General features: G+C 52.0%; 15 protein-coding genes. 8 read left to right on the top strand and 7 right to left on the bottom strand.

Annotated features, from left to right (window positions below; all coding sequences use genetic code 11):
- Positions 1 to 426 precede the first annotated feature (426 nt).
- Positions 427 to 1,602: a coiled-coil domain-containing protein gene (locus OGW44_RS18005; protein WP_016152164.1), complete on the bottom strand. Its 1,176-nt coding sequence runs from the start codon at positions 1,600 to 1,602 to the stop codon at positions 427 to 429.
- Positions 1,603 to 1,848: 246 nt separating this feature from the next.
- On the opposite strand from OGW44_RS18005, the gene pheP reads away from it, so the two are divergent.
- The 5 genes from pheP to OGW44_RS17980 all read left to right on the top strand — a co-directional run bounded on the left by pheP (position 1,849) and on the right by OGW44_RS17980 (position 7,900).
- Positions 1,849 to 3,243 carry a phenylalanine transporter gene (gene pheP, locus OGW44_RS18000; RefSeq protein WP_032931079.1) on the top strand — a complete coding sequence of 465 codons (1,395 nt, stop codon included), beginning with the start codon at positions 1,849 to 1,851 and terminating at the stop codon, positions 3,241 to 3,243.
- A 165-nt stretch (positions 3,244 to 3,408) separates the two neighbouring features.
- Entirely contained in the window at positions 3,409 to 4,650 is a 1,242-nt protein-coding gene (locus OGW44_RS17995) for an MFS transporter (protein WP_185654257.1), read from the top strand.
- 15 nt (positions 4,651 to 4,665) lie between these two features.
- Entirely contained in the window at positions 4,666 to 5,694 is a 1,029-nt protein-coding gene (locus OGW44_RS17990) for a sugar phosphate isomerase/epimerase family protein (protein WP_185654258.1), read from the top strand.
- The gene (locus OGW44_RS17985; RefSeq protein WP_016155935.1) at positions 5,691 to 6,842 is read left to right on the top strand and encodes a Gfo/Idh/MocA family protein; all 1,152 of its coding nucleotides are present in this window, start codon (positions 5,691 to 5,693) and stop codon (positions 6,840 to 6,842) included. Before OGW44_RS17990 ends, OGW44_RS17985 begins: the two co-directional genes overlap by 4 nt.
- Positions 6,843 to 6,919: 77 nt before the next feature.
- Positions 6,920 to 7,900: a LacI family DNA-binding transcriptional regulator gene (locus OGW44_RS17980; protein ID WP_016155936.1), complete on the top strand. Its 981-nt coding sequence runs from the start codon at positions 6,920 to 6,922 to the stop codon at positions 7,898 to 7,900.
- 3 nt (positions 7,901 to 7,903) lie between these two features.
- Here OGW44_RS17980 and OGW44_RS17975 read toward each other — a convergent pair whose 3' ends face one another.
- The 4 genes from OGW44_RS17975 to OGW44_RS17960 all read right to left on the bottom strand — a co-directional run bounded on the left by OGW44_RS17975 (position 7,904) and on the right by OGW44_RS17960 (position 10,935).
- On the bottom strand, positions 7,904 to 9,148 hold the full coding sequence (locus tag OGW44_RS17975) for a mechanosensitive ion channel family protein (protein ID WP_016152170.1): 1,245 nt from the start codon (positions 9,146 to 9,148) through the stop codon (positions 7,904 to 7,906).
- Positions 9,149 to 9,212: 64 nt separating this feature from the next.
- On the bottom strand, positions 9,213 to 9,866 hold the full coding sequence (gene nfsB / locus OGW44_RS17970) for an oxygen-insensitive NAD(P)H nitroreductase (protein WP_016155937.1): 654 nt from the start codon (positions 9,864 to 9,866) through the stop codon (positions 9,213 to 9,215).
- A gap of 119 nt (positions 9,867 to 9,985) precedes the next feature.
- Positions 9,986 to 10,354, bottom strand: a complete 369-nt coding sequence (locus OGW44_RS17965) for an MmcQ/YjbR family DNA-binding protein (RefSeq protein WP_016152172.1) — start codon at positions 10,352 to 10,354, stop codon at positions 9,986 to 9,988.
- The gene (locus OGW44_RS17960) at positions 10,354 to 10,935 is read right to left on the bottom strand and encodes a TetR/AcrR family transcriptional regulator (protein WP_016152173.1); all 582 of its coding nucleotides are present in this window, start codon (positions 10,933 to 10,935) and stop codon (positions 10,354 to 10,356) included. The genes OGW44_RS17965 and OGW44_RS17960 overlap by 1 nt, the downstream gene beginning before the upstream one ends.
- Positions 10,936 to 11,124: 189 nt before the next feature.
- On the opposite strand from OGW44_RS17960, the gene OGW44_RS17955 reads away from it, so the two are divergent.
- Both OGW44_RS17955 and OGW44_RS17950 read left to right on the top strand, forming a co-directional pair.
- The gene (locus OGW44_RS17955) at positions 11,125 to 12,237 is read left to right on the top strand and encodes an MBL fold metallo-hydrolase (protein WP_016152174.1); all 1,113 of its coding nucleotides are present in this window, start codon (positions 11,125 to 11,127) and stop codon (positions 12,235 to 12,237) included.
- Positions 12,238 to 12,254: 17 nt separating this feature from the next.
- Complete coding sequence (locus OGW44_RS17950; protein WP_003021996.1) at positions 12,255 to 12,596, top strand: RamA family antibiotic efflux transcriptional regulator; 342 nt, start codon at positions 12,255 to 12,257, stop codon at positions 12,594 to 12,596.
- 21 nt (positions 12,597 to 12,617) lie between these two features.
- Here OGW44_RS17950 and OGW44_RS17945 read toward each other — a convergent pair whose 3' ends face one another.
- Together OGW44_RS17945 and OGW44_RS17940 are read right to left on the bottom strand one after the other, a co-directional pair.
- Positions 12,618 to 12,866, bottom strand: a complete 249-nt coding sequence (locus OGW44_RS17945; protein ID WP_185654259.1) for a DUF1158 domain-containing protein — start codon at positions 12,864 to 12,866, stop codon at positions 12,618 to 12,620.
- 66 nt (positions 12,867 to 12,932) lie between these two features.
- Positions 12,933 to 14,051, bottom strand: a complete 1,119-nt coding sequence (locus OGW44_RS17940) for a YbdK family carboxylate-amine ligase (protein ID WP_019076232.1) — start codon at positions 14,049 to 14,051, stop codon at positions 12,933 to 12,935.
- Between the two features lie 169 nt (positions 14,052 to 14,220).
- Here OGW44_RS17940 and OGW44_RS17935 point away from each other — a divergent pair, with 169 nt between their 5' ends.
- Positions 14,221 to 14,925 carry a GNAT family N-acetyltransferase gene (locus OGW44_RS17935; RefSeq protein WP_016152177.1) on the top strand — a complete coding sequence of 235 codons (705 nt, stop codon included), beginning with the start codon at positions 14,221 to 14,223 and terminating at the stop codon, positions 14,923 to 14,925.
- The last annotated feature ends 34 nt before the right edge of the window (positions 14,926 to 14,959 follow it).

Here is a 14,959-nt window from a genome sequence, read left to right as displayed (position 1 = left end):
TTACACTTTGTTAAAATTTAAGATAAATCGTTTATTTCAGCTCTGAGTAAATGATTGATAGATTTCGCTTATGGATCACGCGAATAATGTTTCAGCCATTTCTATAAAGACAGGGTATTCCTATTTGTACTGGAGGAGATTTATATGAAAAATCTTATATTTCAAACAGATAACCATTATTCTTAATGGGACTATTGGCAGGTAGGAGAATTCTTAATCAAGGCCAGGATAAAGAGAAAGGGAGAGCGGTGGGAGAGAGAAATATTGTCTTATTTGCAGTTATCGACCTAAAACTCGAGTATTTAAGTTGATAACTCTGACTTATATTAATAACTAAGCATTTTGTGCTATTTTTATCATTTGGTGCTTAATCTTCAAATCTCGCTTGAAGATGTTGTATTTTCTGCTTGCTATCGCTGATAGCGCTTAGCCCGCCAACAGCTCCTGCTCAACCTGTTGCACCTGTTGTTCCAGCGTATTGCGGATTTCCGTAAGCGCCCGTTGTTGATCTGAGAAGTAAGCCTCTTTATCCGTCACGGAGGTGGCAAGGCGCCAGGCGTTCTCAGCTTCCAGTTCGGTAATCTCTTTGAGCAGTGCGTTAATTTGTTCTCTGAGCTGTTGTATTTTGCTGCGTAAATGCTGCAGATCGTTCAATCGGTCACTCGCCATCATCGGTTCGAGGCCGCTTTGCAATTGAGTCAGTAGCGCCCGAACGGCAGCAAGGTCGGCATTTTGGCGCGCCTGGTTAAGCTGCACCATCATCTGATGCGCTTTCTCTTTCAGATCGTCCGCCACCACGTCCGGATGACAAAGACGGCTGGCCTGACGCCACAGGCGTTTTAACTCATTACGCTCTTCAGAAGAAAGTCGTTGGTCCCGGCTAAAACGATGTTGCGCATCCTGCTGCTGCTCCTGATATTCATCATACTCATGGCTGGCTTCTTCCTGTGCCTGACGGGCTGCGCTGTCGTCCTGGCGAGAAAAGTCGTTTTCCAGCTCACGAATCTCCGCCAGCAGGGCGGTAATAAGCTCCGTTTGTTGCTGAATTCGTTGACGTGTTTCCACCGATTCGCGCGAATCTGAATTCTGGTTCATCCAGAGCTGCTTAAGCCTGGCCAGTTGATCAACGGCCTGGGAAATATAGTGCTGGCAGGATTGATAGTCTTGTTCCCGGCGTTTTCGCTCCGCTTCCTGTTTGCGCTGGGCGCTGGCGGCGAGCTGTTTACGCAACTCGAGGATCCGGCTCATCAGCGGCCCAAGGCGAAGATGATACAGATCGTTGAAATCATCGAGGATTTGAATGCGCGTGTTGCGCTTATCGATCAGGTCACGCAGCTGTGTTTCGAGCGCTTTTAGTTCCAGTTTACTGGCGGCAATGGCAGGATCCTGCCATGTTGAGACTGCCCGTTGAGATTGCAGCCAGGCCGTGATTTCACGTAGGGCGTCACTAAAGCGCCGTGCTTCGAGCGCCTGAACGATGGCGCCTGGCAAGACTGACATAGGCTCATTTTTCAGATGATCTACCTGCTGGAAAATAATCTCCTCATCTTCCAGTTCAATAGCGCTTTTGACGATTTCCAGTCGTTTGATGATCTTATTCATGACAGTCGTTGCCTGGCCTGGCTCAAAAACGAGTGGCTGAAACACAGCGGGTTCACCCGTTTGAAAATGTTAGAAAAACAGTAAAGCGCATTCTGTGGCCTGCGATGCCTTTTCGTCCAGAATAATTCACTGTAATTATGAACAAACGCAATGCCACGGGCACAGAGGGTCCTTATTGCGCCTTGCGACAACCAGGTTGAAATGTTAAAAGAAGCCCCTTCAATAAAAACGACACAGGGGAAGGGCGTGAAAAACGCGTCAACTGCATCTGACACCAGCGTGTCTGATGCCGCGTCAACGAATGAGCCGACGCTTCAGCGGGGGTTGCAAAACCGCCATATTCAGTTAATTGCGCTGGGCGGCGCAATTGGTACCGGCCTGTTTTTGGGCATTGGCCCGGCTATTCAGATGGCGGGACCTGCGGTGTTACTGGGTTACGGCGTTGCCGGGATCATCGCTTTTTTGATTATGCGTCAACTGGGCGAAATGGTGGTGGAAGAACCCGTTTCCGGATCGTTTGCCCATTTTGCCTATAAATACTGGGGACCGTTCGCCGGATTTCTGTCCGGCTGGAACTACTGGGTGATGTTTGTGCTGGTTGGCATGGCGGAACTGACCGCGGCTGGGATCTACATGCAGTACTGGCTGCCCGATGTCCCGACCTGGATTTGGGCCGCGGCATTCTTCGTGATCATCAACGCGGTTAACCTGGTCAACGTACGTCTGTATGGCGAAACGGAATTCTGGTTTGCACTGATTAAAGTGCTGGCCATTATCGGCATGATTGGTTTTGGCGTGTGGATGCTGTTTTCCGGTCACGGCGGGGAACATGCCAGCATTGATAACCTGTGGCGTTACAACGGCTTTTTTGCCACCGGCTGGAACGGGTTGATCCTGTCGCTGGCGGTGATTATGTTCTCCTTTGGCGGACTTGAGCTTATCGGGATTACTGCCGCAGAAGCGCAGGATCCGCAGAAAAGCATTCCAAAGGCGGTAAACCAGGTGGTGTACCGTATTCTGCTGTTTTACATCGGTTCTCTGGTGGTGCTGCTGGCGCTGTACCCGTGGGTGGAAGTGAAATCCAACAGCAGCCCGTTTGTGATGATCTTCCATAATCTTGATAGCAACGTGGTGGCTTCAGCGCTGAACTTTGTCATTCTGGTGGCTTCGCTGTCGGTATATAACAGTGGCGTCTACTCTAACAGCCGTATGCTGTTTGGTCTCTCTGTCCAGGGGAACGCGCCGAAGTTCTTAACCCGCGTCAGCCGTCGCGGCGTACCGGTGAATTCACTGATCCTCTCCGGTGCTATTACGTCTCTGGTCGTACTGATCAACTATGTCCTGCCGCAAAAGGCCTTTAGTCTGCTGATGGCGCTGGTTGTGGCGACACTGCTGTTGAACTGGATTATGATCTGCCTGGCCCATCTGCGATTCCGGGCGGCGATGCGTCGTAAGGGACGTGACACGCAGTTCAAAGCGCTGCTGTACCCGGCAGGAAACTACCTGTGTATTGCTTTCCTTGGCATGATTCTGGTGCTGATGTGTACGATGGACGATATGCGCCTGTCAGCTATCCTCCTGCCGGTGTGGATCCTGTTCCTGTTCGTTGCCTTCAAACTGCTGTGTCGTAAGTCCCGCTAAGTTTCTACCGATCCCATCGTCAGGATGGGATCGGATCTTCTCTCAATGTTTATCGTGACCGCTCTCGCAATTTTGCCTTTGCTGGCAGGATCTTTATTTTGTAATCGATTACTTTTCTATTGAATCTATTTTGTAATCGATTACTTTTTAAAGGTGAGGCAAAAAATGGTGTCAACAACCGAAAGTAGTGGAAAACAGAACGTACAGTACCGGCTGCTGGTACTCCGGCTGTCGCTAATGATGTTCTTACAGTTCTTTATTTGGGGAAGTTGGTCCGTCACGCTGGGGTTAGTGATGAGCCAGCACAACATGTCGCTGCTGATTGGCGATGCGTTTTCAGCCGGGCCCATTGCCTCTATTCTGTCGCCGTTCGTCTTAGGGATGCTGGTAGACCGCTTCTTTGCCTCGCAAAAGGTGATGGCGGTGATGCACCTTGCAGGCGCGGCGATCCTCTGGTTTGTTCCGCAGGCATTGGTGGCGCAAAACGGTGCGCTGTTGATTGGTCTGCTGTTTGGCTACACATTGTGCTACATGCCAACGCTGGCGCTTACCAACAACATTGCTTTTCATAGCCTGTCGGATAAAGACAAAACTTTCCCGGTGGTGCGGGTGTTTGGCACCATTGGCTGGATTGTCGCGGGGATTTTTATCGGCGTAACCGGAATCTCGGATACTACCGGCATCTTTACGCTGGCGGCGGTTATTTCTGTGATTCTGGCGCTCTACAGCCTGACGTTGCCCAACACGCCAGCACCGGCGAAAGGACTGCCGGTAAAAGTGCGCGATCTGTTTTGTGCGGATGCTTTCGCCTTACTCAAGGTTCGTCACTTTTTTGTCTTCTCGCTCTGCGCGATGCTTATTTCTGTACCGTTGGGAACCTATTACGCATATACCGCGTCGTTTCTGGCTGATGCGGGCGTTGGCGATGTCAGTACGGCGATGTCGTTTGGTCAGATGTCTGAAATTTTCTTCATGCTGGTGATCCCGTTCCTGTTCAGGCGTCTGGGCGTGAAATACATGTTGTTAATCGGGATGTGCGCCTGGTTTGTGCGCTACGCATTCTTTGCCCTCGGCATCAGCGAAGAGGGCCGATTCCTGCTGTATCTCGGCATTCTGCTGCACGGCGTGTGCTACGACTTCTTCTTCGTGGTCGGCTTTATTTACACCGATCGTATCGCCGGGGAGAAAGTTAAAGGTCAGGCGCAAAGCATGATCGTTATGTTTACCTATGGGATCGGTATGCTGCTTGGTTCGCAAATTTCAGGCGCACTTTACAACCGTCTGGTGGCGGGGCAAACGGTGCCTCAGGCGTGGACCACATTCTGGTGGATCCCGGCAGTGGCTGCCGCAGTGATTGCCGTGATTTTCCTTTTCTCTTTCAAGTATGACGACAAAGAGCAGGCGTAATTTTCAGGAGGGGTTATGAAAACCATCAAGGGGCCTGGCATTTTTCTGGCGCAATTTATCGGGGATCGTCCCCCATTTAACACCCTGGAAGGCGTGGCAAAGTGGGCGGCGGAGCTGGGCTATAAGGCATTACAAATCCCGTGTAATCACAAGTCTTTGTTTGATGTCGAACAAGCAGCCAGAAGTCAGGCCTATTGTGATGATATTCGTGGGATGCTGGCCGGGCATGGGCTGGTGATTAGCGAACTATCTACCCATCTTGAAGGCCAACTGGTTGCCGTCCATCCGGCTTACGATGACGCTTTTGACGGATTTGCTCCGCCATCTGTACGCGCTAATCCGCAGGCCAGGCAGGCGTGGGCCATCGAAACCCTCCACCAGGCCGCTGCGGCTTCGCAAAGGCTGGGGCTGACGGCGCATGCTACGTTTTCAGGTTCGCTCGCCTGGCCCTTCTTTTATCCGTGGCCACCGCATAACCGTCAGCGCTTTGAAGAGGCTTTTCTGGAACTGGCACGCCGCTGGAGGCCCATTCTCGATCGCTTTGATCATCATGGGGTGGATGTTTGCTTTGAAATCCATCCCGGTGAAGATCTGCACGATGGCGTAACGTTTGAGCGCTTTCTGGCGCTGGTTAATCATCATCCTCGCTGCAACATTCTCTATGACCCGAGCCATCTGTTATTGCAGCAGATGGATTACCTTGGGTTTATCGATGTTTACCACTCGCGCATTAAAGCGTTTCACGTCAAGGACGCTGAGTACCACGCCAGTAGCCGCAGTGGTGTCTATGGCGGTTATCAGCCGTGGCTCGATCGTGCTGGGCGTTTCCGTTCCCTGGGGGACGGTCAGGTCGATTTCAAAACCATCTTCAGCAAGCTCGCGCAATATGATTTCCCTGGCTGGGCGGTACTGGAATGGGAGTGTTGCCTGAAAGACGCGCAAACCGGGGCGCGTGAGGGGAGCGATTTTATACGCCGCCACATTATTCCGGTTTCTTCACGCGCATTTGATGATTTCGCCGCTGGCGATGAGGTACGCAAATGATACAGGTTGGCATTATTGGCAGCGGTTTTATTGGGCCTGCACATATCGAGGCGTTGCGTAGACTCGGCGGTGTGAACGTGGTGGCGCTCTGTGATAGCTCGCTGGCGGTTGCTCAGGAACGTGCAGATGCTCTTCATATTCCTCAGGCGTACGGCAGCGTTGAGGCGCTGCTGGCGCATCCCGGGCTGCAGGTGGTGCATAACTGTACGCCGAATCATCTGCATGCCGACATCAATCGGCAAATTCTACGCGCGGGTCTGCACGTGTTTTCAGAAAAGCCGCTGTGTATGACGCCTGATGAGGCTCGTGAACTGGAAACGCTGGCGGAGCAGGTAGGAGTGGTGCACGGCGTGAGCTTTGTCTATCGTCAGTTTGCGATGGTACAACAGGCTGCCAGCATGGTCAGGCGCGGTAGCGTGGGGCGTCTGTTTGCCGTCCAGGGGAGCTATTTGCAGGACTGGATGCTGCTGGAAACTGACTACAACTGGCGGGTCGATGCCAAACAAGGCGGCAACTCACGGGCGGTTGCGGATATCGGTTCCCACTGGTGTGACACGGTGCAATTCGTCACTGGAAAACGTATTGTCGAGGTGATGGCCGATCTGGCTATCGTCTGGCCGGTACGAAAAGCCAGCATCGCCAGTAACGCTACGTTTGGCCAGCAAACGGCTGACCTGCAATTTGAGAATAAAGCGGTGACGACGGAAGATTGTGGATCGGTGCTGGTACGTTTTGACGATGGTAGCAAAGGCTGCTTTAGCGTTTCACAGGTGAGTGCCGGGCGCAAGAATCACCTGAGCTTTGAAATTAACGGTAGCCAGAGTTCACTGCACTGGGATCAGGAAACGCCGCAACAGCTTTGGATCGGGCACCGTCAGCAGGCGAACCAGATCCTGACGGATGACCCAGGATTGATGAATGCGGATGTTGCTGCCAGTGCGCACTTTCCGGGTGGGCATATTGAGGGCTGGCCGGATGCGTTCAAGAATATGATGCAACAGTTCTATCAGGCGGTGCAGGCAGGCAAAATGCCCGCGACGGCTGAGCGTCGATTTGCGTCATTTTCTGATGGTGCGGATGTGATGTATATCATTGATGCGATTATAAAAAGCCATCAGCAGCAGCGCTGGGTATCAGTGCAGCGCTAAACACGCACCCGGTTCGCCGGGCAGTGATTTTATGGTAGCCTCAACGTAAAGCCTAAACCGCAGGACTTGTCGTCGTTATGTCTATTCAAAAAATCGCCCAGCTTGCCGGTGTGTCGGTGGCGACGGTATCGCGTGTGCTGAATCACAGTGATACCGTCAAAGCCAAAAATCGCGAGCGCGTGCTACAGGCTATTAAAGAAAGCAATTATCAGCCCAACCTGCTGGCTCGTCAGCTGCGTACGGCACGCAGTTCGATGATTCTGGTGATGGTTTCCAACATTGCCAACCCTTTTTGTGCAGAGGTTGTTAAAGGCATTGAAGAAGAGGCGGAAAAGAATGGCTATCGCATTTTGCTGTGTAATTCCGGCTCGGATACCGCCCGCTCAAAATCGGCGCTAAAGCTGCTATCGGGGAAAATCGTTGATGGCATTATCACCATGGATGCATTCTCAAAATTACCGGAACTGACCACGCTGATTGGCGACGCTCCCTGGGTTCAGTGTGCGGAATATGCTGATAAAGGCGCGGTTTCCTGCGTAGGGATTAACGATGTTGACGCTGCGCAGTCGGTAATATCTCACCTGGTGGAAAAGGGCTATCGACGCATTGCGCTAATCAATCATGATCTGAGTTATAAATACGCCCGGTTGCGCGAACGTGGCTATAAAGCGGCGCTGCATGCGCTGTCGCTTGAGTATCAGGCCGTAGAATACGCCAGCGAGTTAAGTTCCAGTGCAGGAATTGCGGCGATGAAAACATTGCTTGCCGCAGAGGTGAAACCCGACGCGGTGTTTGCCGTATCGGACACGCTTGCCGCTGGGGCGATGCGTGCTATTTTCAATGCCGGATTACAGATCCCGCAGGATATCGCCGTCGTGGGCTTCGACGGTACGGAACTGGCAGAAATGGTTTCCCCACAGCTTTCGACCATTGAGCAGCCCTCGCGGGATATAGGCCGCAAAGCGGTAGGATTGCTGCTGAATAAAATAGAAAATCCTGACGCGCAGACGGAAAGGGTGATGATGGACTGGCGCTATATTTCACGCGCCAGTACCTGAGCGTTAGCGTTGAAACGCGCCTGACAGCGCGCGAATATCATTTCCGGTGGGTGACTGATGAATGCGCAAGCCAAATTCTTCGATCACGGCGAATATATGGTCGAAAATATCAGCCTGAATACTTTCATATTCCAGCCAGACCACCGTATTGGTAAAGGCATAAATTTCGATCGGTAAGCCGTGATCGTCTGGCGCAAGCTGGCGCACCATTAACGTCATATCTTTGCGAATCCGCGGATGATGACGCAAATATTCGTTCAGATAGGCGCGGAAGGTGCCAATATTCGTCATCCGACGGTGGTTTAATACCGATTCAGGCGCATCTAACTGTTGATTCCACTCGTCAATTTCCTGATGGCGCGTGGTCAAATACGGTTTCAGCAGGTGCGCTTTATGCAGCCGCTGACGCTCATCTTCATCAAGAAAATGAATGCTGGTGGCATCAATGCTGATGCTGCGTTTAATGCGTCGCCCACCGGAAGCCGACATCCCACTCCAGTTTTTAAAAGAGTCCGATACCAGTGACCAGGTTGGGATAGTGGTGATGGTGTTATCCCAGTTGCGCACTTTTACGGTGGTTAAGCCAATATCAATCACTGCGCCATCTGCGCCGTATTTAGGCATTTCCAGCCAGTCACCCAACTTCAACATATCGTTGGCTGAAAGCTGTATTCCGGCCACCAGCCCGAGGATCGGATCTTTAAACACCAGCATTAACACGGCGGCCATGGCACCCAGACCGCTTATCAATATTGCCGGTGACTGACCAATCAGTAGGGAAATCATCAATATTCCGACGACAATAGCGCTGATGAGCTTGATGCCCTGAAATATGCCTTTTAGCGGCAATTGCGATGCGGCAGGGAATTTTTGCGACAGATTGAGAATGACGTCCAGCAGGGAAAACAAGGACAACAGGGCGTACATCATGATCCACAGCTGTGCGCAGGTCACTAATATTTCTGCTGCTTCACTGCCTTTCTGCAACCAGAGTGCGGCCTGTATATTGACAATGATACCCTGCAGGGTGAATGCCAGCCGGTGAAATAACTTGTTCTGCGTGATGATTTGTAGCCACAGGCGGGAGCTGGCGTTGGCGCGCTTTTCAAATGCGCGTAATACCACCCAGTGCAAAATAACGTGAACAATAATGGCGGTGATAAAAATAATGCCAAAAATCATCACCAGTGAGGTGGTGTGATTTATTTCAATGCCGAGTTCTTCTACCTGAGATATCAATTCCTGCATAACGTCTCCTTAATAAACAGCGGTCTATGATGACCGCTGTGTAGAGCTTATGCAAATGCGGGGATTAAACTTCCGTCAGTGTTGTTTCCAGCGGCAGACGAGATTTTGGCAGCGCGGCGTTGAAATCTTCTACGCTGTGATGACCCACCGGGACCACAACTACGCTGGTGAACCCTTTTTCTTTCAGGCCAAATTCTGCATCCATGACCGCCGCATCGAAACCTTCGATCGGCACCGCATCCAGACCCATCGCCGCCACGCCCAGCAGGAAGTTACCGACGTTCAGGTACACCTGTTTTGCCATCCAGTGGTTGTCATCTTTCAGCTCTTTGCGATGCATGTCGGCAAAGAAGGTGCGGCCTTTGTGGTTTGCGGCTTTGGCTTCAGGGGTGGCGAAACGGCCATCGTGCTCTTCTTGATCCACCACGCGCTCCAGCCAGGCATCGTCCATCGCCGTTTTGGCGCAGAACACCACGACGTGGGAAGCATCCAGCATTTTACGTTCGTTGAATACAAAGCCGCCGGCTGCGGATTTCGCCACGCGCGCTTTACCTTCGTCAGTGCTGGCAACGATAAAGTGCCACGGCTGAGAGTTGGTGCTGGACGGACTAAACTGCAGCAGCGTTTTTAATTTTTCGGCCTGCTCAGCGGTCAGTTTTTTATTCGGATCGAATGCCTTAGTGGAGTAACGTTTTAAGGCGACAGAAACAATATCCATAACTACTCCTGGTGATTTTTCATACCCTGCGGGTGCGTTTTGTTTCAGCAGGGTACAGGGTTAGCAAGAAAAAGATAAGACAGGAAAATGCAAAAACACTTATCGGAGTTAACGATAAATCAACCTGGACGCAGGCGTTTTTGATCCCGCTTCGCCAGGCCGTCTACGACGCGATGCCATGAATCATTTACCAACTCCGTCAGTAATGACTCGGTAATGTCGTCGCCTGGGTAGACCGATATCCAGTGCTTTTTATTCATGTGATAGCCGGGTTCAATGCTGGGGTAGATCTGCTGGTTTAACAGTGACTTTTGCGGATCGGCTTTCAGGTTAACCAGCGGGCGTCCGCGAAGCTCTGAGACCAGCATAAAAATTTTGCCGCCGACTTTGAAGACATCGTATTCCGGGCCGAATGGCCAGCAGTGCTCGGTAAAAGGCAGTTCGAGCGCAAGGCGCTTTGCACAGGCATGTAAGGTCTGGCCGTCCATTATTTTTCCTCACGGGTGAGTGCGCGCCACATCGCCTCAAATCCCATCGAAATATATTCTTTTGCGCGAGCTGCATCGCGGGCGGCGAACTCCATGGTGGTCTCTGCCAGAGAAAGAAACAGCGCGTCGCCAAAGGCGCGATACTCGTCAGACATAAACTCAGGTCGTACGGAGCGATGACAAAGATCGCGCAGTTCCGGGAACATATCGTCAGCCTGCTGTTCCGTTTCTTTGCTGATTTTCTCGCTGACGGCCAACTGACGAATCGTGCGATGCCCGCAGGTATGGTTCAGGCCCCAGCTAATGTAGCTGTTCCAGATGTAGTGAGTCATGGTTTTGGCATCGGTCACCGATCGATCCAAATTTGCCATCATCGACTGACAAAGGTCTTGCTTCAAAAAGAGGTAAAGCTCGTTGATCAAATCATCTTTGGTTGCGAAATAGCGAAACAACGTCCCCTCCGCAACCCCTGCATTGCGGGCTATCACGGCGGTAGATGCCGCAATGCCTGATTGTGCAAATGCTGTGGTTGCAGCTTCCAGTAATGCCAGTTTTTTGTCTTCACTCTTCGGACGAGCCACTACACTTTACCCTTAAGTCTGTAAAAAACATGATTGAATCACGGCCTTTGCAGCACCGCAACGGCGAATGTCAAAGATTGAAAATCATCTTGACGGCGAACTTTCGATTTCTATAATGAGTGCTTACTCACTCATAATCAAGAGTCAGTCGCGCAAACCAGCGGAAAGGGGCGCGTTTAAGGTCAGGATATGAAGCGTCTCACAGTTTGTGTGGTTGTTATTATGCTTATTGCCGCAGCTGCAAGTTTACCGTTTGTACTCAATGCCGGGTTTGGTCAGGCCCCGCAAGGGGCACAACTGAGTTTGGTTGAACAGTCACCTCACTATCGTGATGGACAGTTTCATAACCAGGTGCCGACACCGGGCTATACCGGCAACAAAGGCATGCTGGCGGCCTGGTGGGAGTTTCTGGTCGCTAAGCGTGATAATGCGCGCCCGGCGCAGCCGTTACCGCTGGTGGCAACCGATCTCGCCGGACTTTCGCCACAGCAGGATACTCTGGTCTGGCTGGGCCACTCCTCATGGTATTTGCAGCTGGCGGGTCAACGTATCCTGATTGATCCGGTATTTAGCAATTATGCCGCACCGTTTTCATTCCTGAACAAAGCCTTTGCCGGGGATTATCCGTGGACTGCGCAGACGATGCCGGAGATCGATCTGCTCATTATCTCGCACGATCACTATGACCATCTGGATCTCGCCACTATCAAGGCGTTAATGCCGAAAATTAAGCGAGTGATTACGCCGCTCGGCGTAGGGTCGCATCTGCGTTACTGGGGGATGCGCAGCGAGATAATCGAAGAGCGGGACTGGAATCAGTCCGTCAGAGTGACGGATTCGCTGATCGTTCATGTGCTGCCTGCTCGTCATTTTTCGGGGCGCGGTATCAAGCGCAACCAGACGCTATGGGCGAGCTTCATGTTCGAAACGCCGGAGCAGAACGTTTATTACAGCGGAGATTCCGGCTATGGACCGCATTTTAAAGCCATCGGTGAGCAGTTTGGCTCGGTTGATTTGGCGATTATGGAGAACGGTCAATATGACCAGGACTGGAAGTTTATTCACATGATGCCTGAAGAGACGGCGCAGGCTGCGGCCGATCTGCATGCGAAAGCCGTGTTGCCAGGGCATGCCGGTCGTTTTGTACTGGCGAAACATACCTGGGATGATCCCTACAAACGACTGGCGCTTGCCAGCCGTCGTCAGGATTACCGACTACTGACGCCAATGCTGGGTGAACCGGTAATACTGTCCGAACCGGACCAACCGTTTACGGCCTGGTGGCAACAGGCGACTCAATGAATACAGGGGAGAGCATGATGACGATTTCTGCTCAGGTCATTGATACGATTGTTGAATGGATTGATGATAATTTGAATCAGCCATTGCGCATTGATGATATTGCACGCCATGCGGGATATTCCAAATGGCACCTGCAGCGTCTTTTTATGCAGTACAAAGGCGAAAGCCTCGGGCGCTACATCCGCGAGCGTAAGCTGCTATTGGCGGCGCGCGATCTACGCGATACCGACCAGAAAGTGTATGACATCTGTTTGAAATACGGATTCGATTCGCAGCAGACCTTTACGCGAATTTTCACCCGTACGTTCAGCCAGCCGCCGGGCGCGTATCGCAAAGAAAATCATAGCCGAACGCATTAACGGCAAAGGGTTCTCGCGGGTCTAATCCGCCAGCGAGAACCAGCGCCGCCAGATAAAACGCAGTACAAAATATTCAATCACCCCCAGCAGTAAAAACCACAGACAAAACAGCAAAGTATAAAATTGGTTGAGATCCATTAGATGAAAGGTGGCGACGAGTTTTTGCGCCAGCACAATGCCCTGTGAGGGGGCGGGCAGCAGCAGGCAAGACAAAAAAGCCAGCAGCAGGATCCCTGCGGCGGTCATCAGTGATTCAAGCGGGTGTTTCATGGCATTGTTAAACTTGAGTTAAAAAGCCATTGTCCGGGATCTCTGTGGGCAACGCAAACGCCACGCTTACAGCCCGGCCCAAATCTCACAGTGTTTTTTCACCAGACCACTCAGAGATCCGCCGTCGGCGACGAAATCACGCATGCTCTGCGCTTCATCATGACCATTTTTAACCTGCAGGCGTAAGGATTCAATCGCGCTGGTCGCGCCCACTTTGTCCGCAGAAGCGGCGACATTCTCCAGTAGCCGTAGCGTGTCATCTGACAGGCGGTGCCCATCGCCGGTATTGACGTCGGTGATGATTCCCGCCATGCCAAAGCGGCAGGCCTGGAAACGGTTAAATTTATACAGCAGGTAATCACGCTCCTGGTGCTTGAATGGCCGTTTAGTGAGCAACCAGTGGGCGGTAGCCTGAATAAGTCCCGCCATATTGACTGCGTGTTCAAGGGTTAGCGGAGTGTCCATGACGCGAACCTCTACCGTACCAAAGTGCGGGCTGGGGCGGATATCCCAGTGTAAATCTTTAATGCTATCAATCATGCTGGTGTAAGCCAGTCGACGAAATAACCCCTCGAATTCCTGCCAGTTATTCACCCACGGCATCGGGCCATTATCGGGAAATCCGGAGAAAATATTCAGCCGCGCGCAGGCAAACCGCGTGTCGGACGTCTGCATATAAGGTGAGGCGGCAGAGAGTGCAATAAAATGGGGAACAAATCGCGACAGGCCGTGCAGGAGGTAAATAGCATCATCGCCGTTTGCGCAGCCGATATGCACATGTTGGCCGAATACCGTCGCCTGCTGAATAAGATAGCCAAAATTTTCCAGGTTGCGCCGATAGCGTTCGTCATCGCAGACTTCCTGACGTTGCCATTTTTGAAACGGATGCGTACCGCCGCCACAGATGGCGAGGTGATGCTCGGCAGCAACCCGTGAGATTATCTGCTGCATGGCGGATAATTCAGCACTCGCCTGGTCGATATTGCGACAAACCCCGGTCGCCATCTCCAGCATACTTTCAGTGATATCGTGCTTTACTTCTCCGGCGGTGAGCTGCGGCTTTACGGCGTCAATCAGTCGGGAAGAGTCCTGGCTCAGGTCGTAGCCCGGAGGATTGACCACCTGCATTTCCAGTTCAATGCCTAACGTAAAAGGGTCAGAAACATGAAAATCGGGTAGGGACATAGTGTTCTCTTCAGCGTTGATTTTTAATCAGTATAGACGCGTCATCTTGCAAGCTGCATATAGAAGGGCCGCTGATTTTCTGTTCGTTGTCAGAAATCCCCCCGCGATGCTTTGAAGGCGAAATGGCCGGTGTTATAACTATTTTTTACTTCGCAACAGGGGTTGAATCGTGCCGGAAATTAATCTTTATGGACAGACCGTCGGCGATATTGTGCCTGACTGGAATGGTGCTGCCGTACTGCCGCGGGAAGAACTTGCAGGGCAATATTGTCGACTGGTTCCCCTGGATGCCGACAGCCATGCCGCCGATCTGTTTGATGCTTACGCGCAGGCGCCAGACGATCGCGACTGGACCTGGCTTGCAAGTTCTCGTCCCACGAGCGTTGAGGCCACAGCTTGCTGGGTAGAGGGCAAATCCACGGATGCATCTCTGGTTCCCTATGCTGTCATTGAACAGCGTTCCGGTCGTGCGGTGGGACTGGTGTGCTTTATGGCGATCGAACGGGAGCATGGTTCGGTTGAAATTGGTCATGTAACCTGGTCACCGCGCATGAAAAATACGGTACTCGGCACCGAAAGCATCTGGCTGTTGCTGCGCCAGGCGTTTGCGTTGGGCTATCGTCGCGTGGAGTGGAAATGTGACTCTCTGAACACGGCTTCCCGTCGGGCGGCGGAGCGCCTTGGGTTTATCTTCGAAGGACGTTTTCGCCAGAAGATTGTGCGCAAGGGGCGTAATCGCGACAGCGACTGGTTATCGATGATTGATAGTGAATGGCCCCAGTGCGACGCTGTTTTGCAGCGCTGGCTGGCTGCCGACAACTTCGATGAAAAAGGGCAGCAACGCCGATCGCTGGCGGCGTGTCAGCCGCAGTAACTCGCTTTTGAAGAATTAACAGTGCACCCACAGT

The sequence above is a fragment of the Citrobacter sp. Cb023 genome, from assembly GCF_030336805.1.
Lineage (GTDB): Bacteria > Pseudomonadota > Gammaproteobacteria > Enterobacterales > Enterobacteriaceae > Citrobacter > Citrobacter braakii.
The sequence above is the reverse complement of the archived record's forward strand: the minus strand, read 5'-3'. Positions and strand labels throughout refer to the sequence as shown.

What these genes read in the sequence shown, in the direction of transcription:
- OGW44_RS18005 (WP_016152164.1), bottom strand. Translation starts at nt 1,602, where the DNA reads ATGAATAAGATCATCAAACGACTGGAAATCGTCAAAAGCGCTATTGAA.
- OGW44_RS17995 (WP_185654257.1), top strand. Translation starts at nt 3,409, where the DNA reads ATGGTGTCAACAACCGAAAGTAGTGGAAAACAGAACGTACAGTACCGG.
- OGW44_RS17990 (WP_185654258.1), top strand. Translation starts at nt 4,666, where the DNA reads ATGAAAACCATCAAGGGGCCTGGCATTTTTCTGGCGCAATTTATCGGG.
- OGW44_RS17985 (WP_016155935.1), top strand. Translation starts at nt 5,691, where the DNA reads ATGATACAGGTTGGCATTATTGGCAGCGGTTTTATTGGGCCTGCACAT.
- OGW44_RS17980 (WP_016155936.1), top strand. Translation starts at nt 6,920, where the DNA reads ATGTCTATTCAAAAAATCGCCCAGCTTGCCGGTGTGTCGGTGGCGACG.
- OGW44_RS17975 (WP_016152170.1), bottom strand. Translation starts at nt 9,148, where the DNA reads ATGCAGGAATTGATATCTCAGGTAGAAGAACTCGGCATTGAAATAAAT.
- nfsB (WP_016155937.1), bottom strand. Translation starts at nt 9,866, where the DNA reads ATGGATATTGTTTCTGTCGCCTTAAAACGTTACTCCACTAAGGCATTC.
- OGW44_RS17965 (WP_016152172.1), bottom strand. Translation starts at nt 10,354, where the DNA reads ATGGACGGCCAGACCTTACATGCCTGTGCAAAGCGCCTTGCGCTCGAA.
- OGW44_RS17955 (WP_016152174.1), top strand. Translation starts at nt 11,125, where the DNA reads ATGAAGCGTCTCACAGTTTGTGTGGTTGTTATTATGCTTATTGCCGCA.
- OGW44_RS17950 (WP_003021996.1), top strand. Translation starts at nt 12,255, where the DNA reads ATGACGATTTCTGCTCAGGTCATTGATACGATTGTTGAATGGATTGAT.
- OGW44_RS17945 (WP_185654259.1), bottom strand. Translation starts at nt 12,866, where the DNA reads ATGAAACACCCGCTTGAATCACTGATGACCGCCGCAGGGATCCTGCTG.
- OGW44_RS17940 (WP_019076232.1), bottom strand. Translation starts at nt 14,051, where the DNA reads ATGTCCCTACCCGATTTTCATGTTTCTGACCCTTTTACGTTAGGCATT.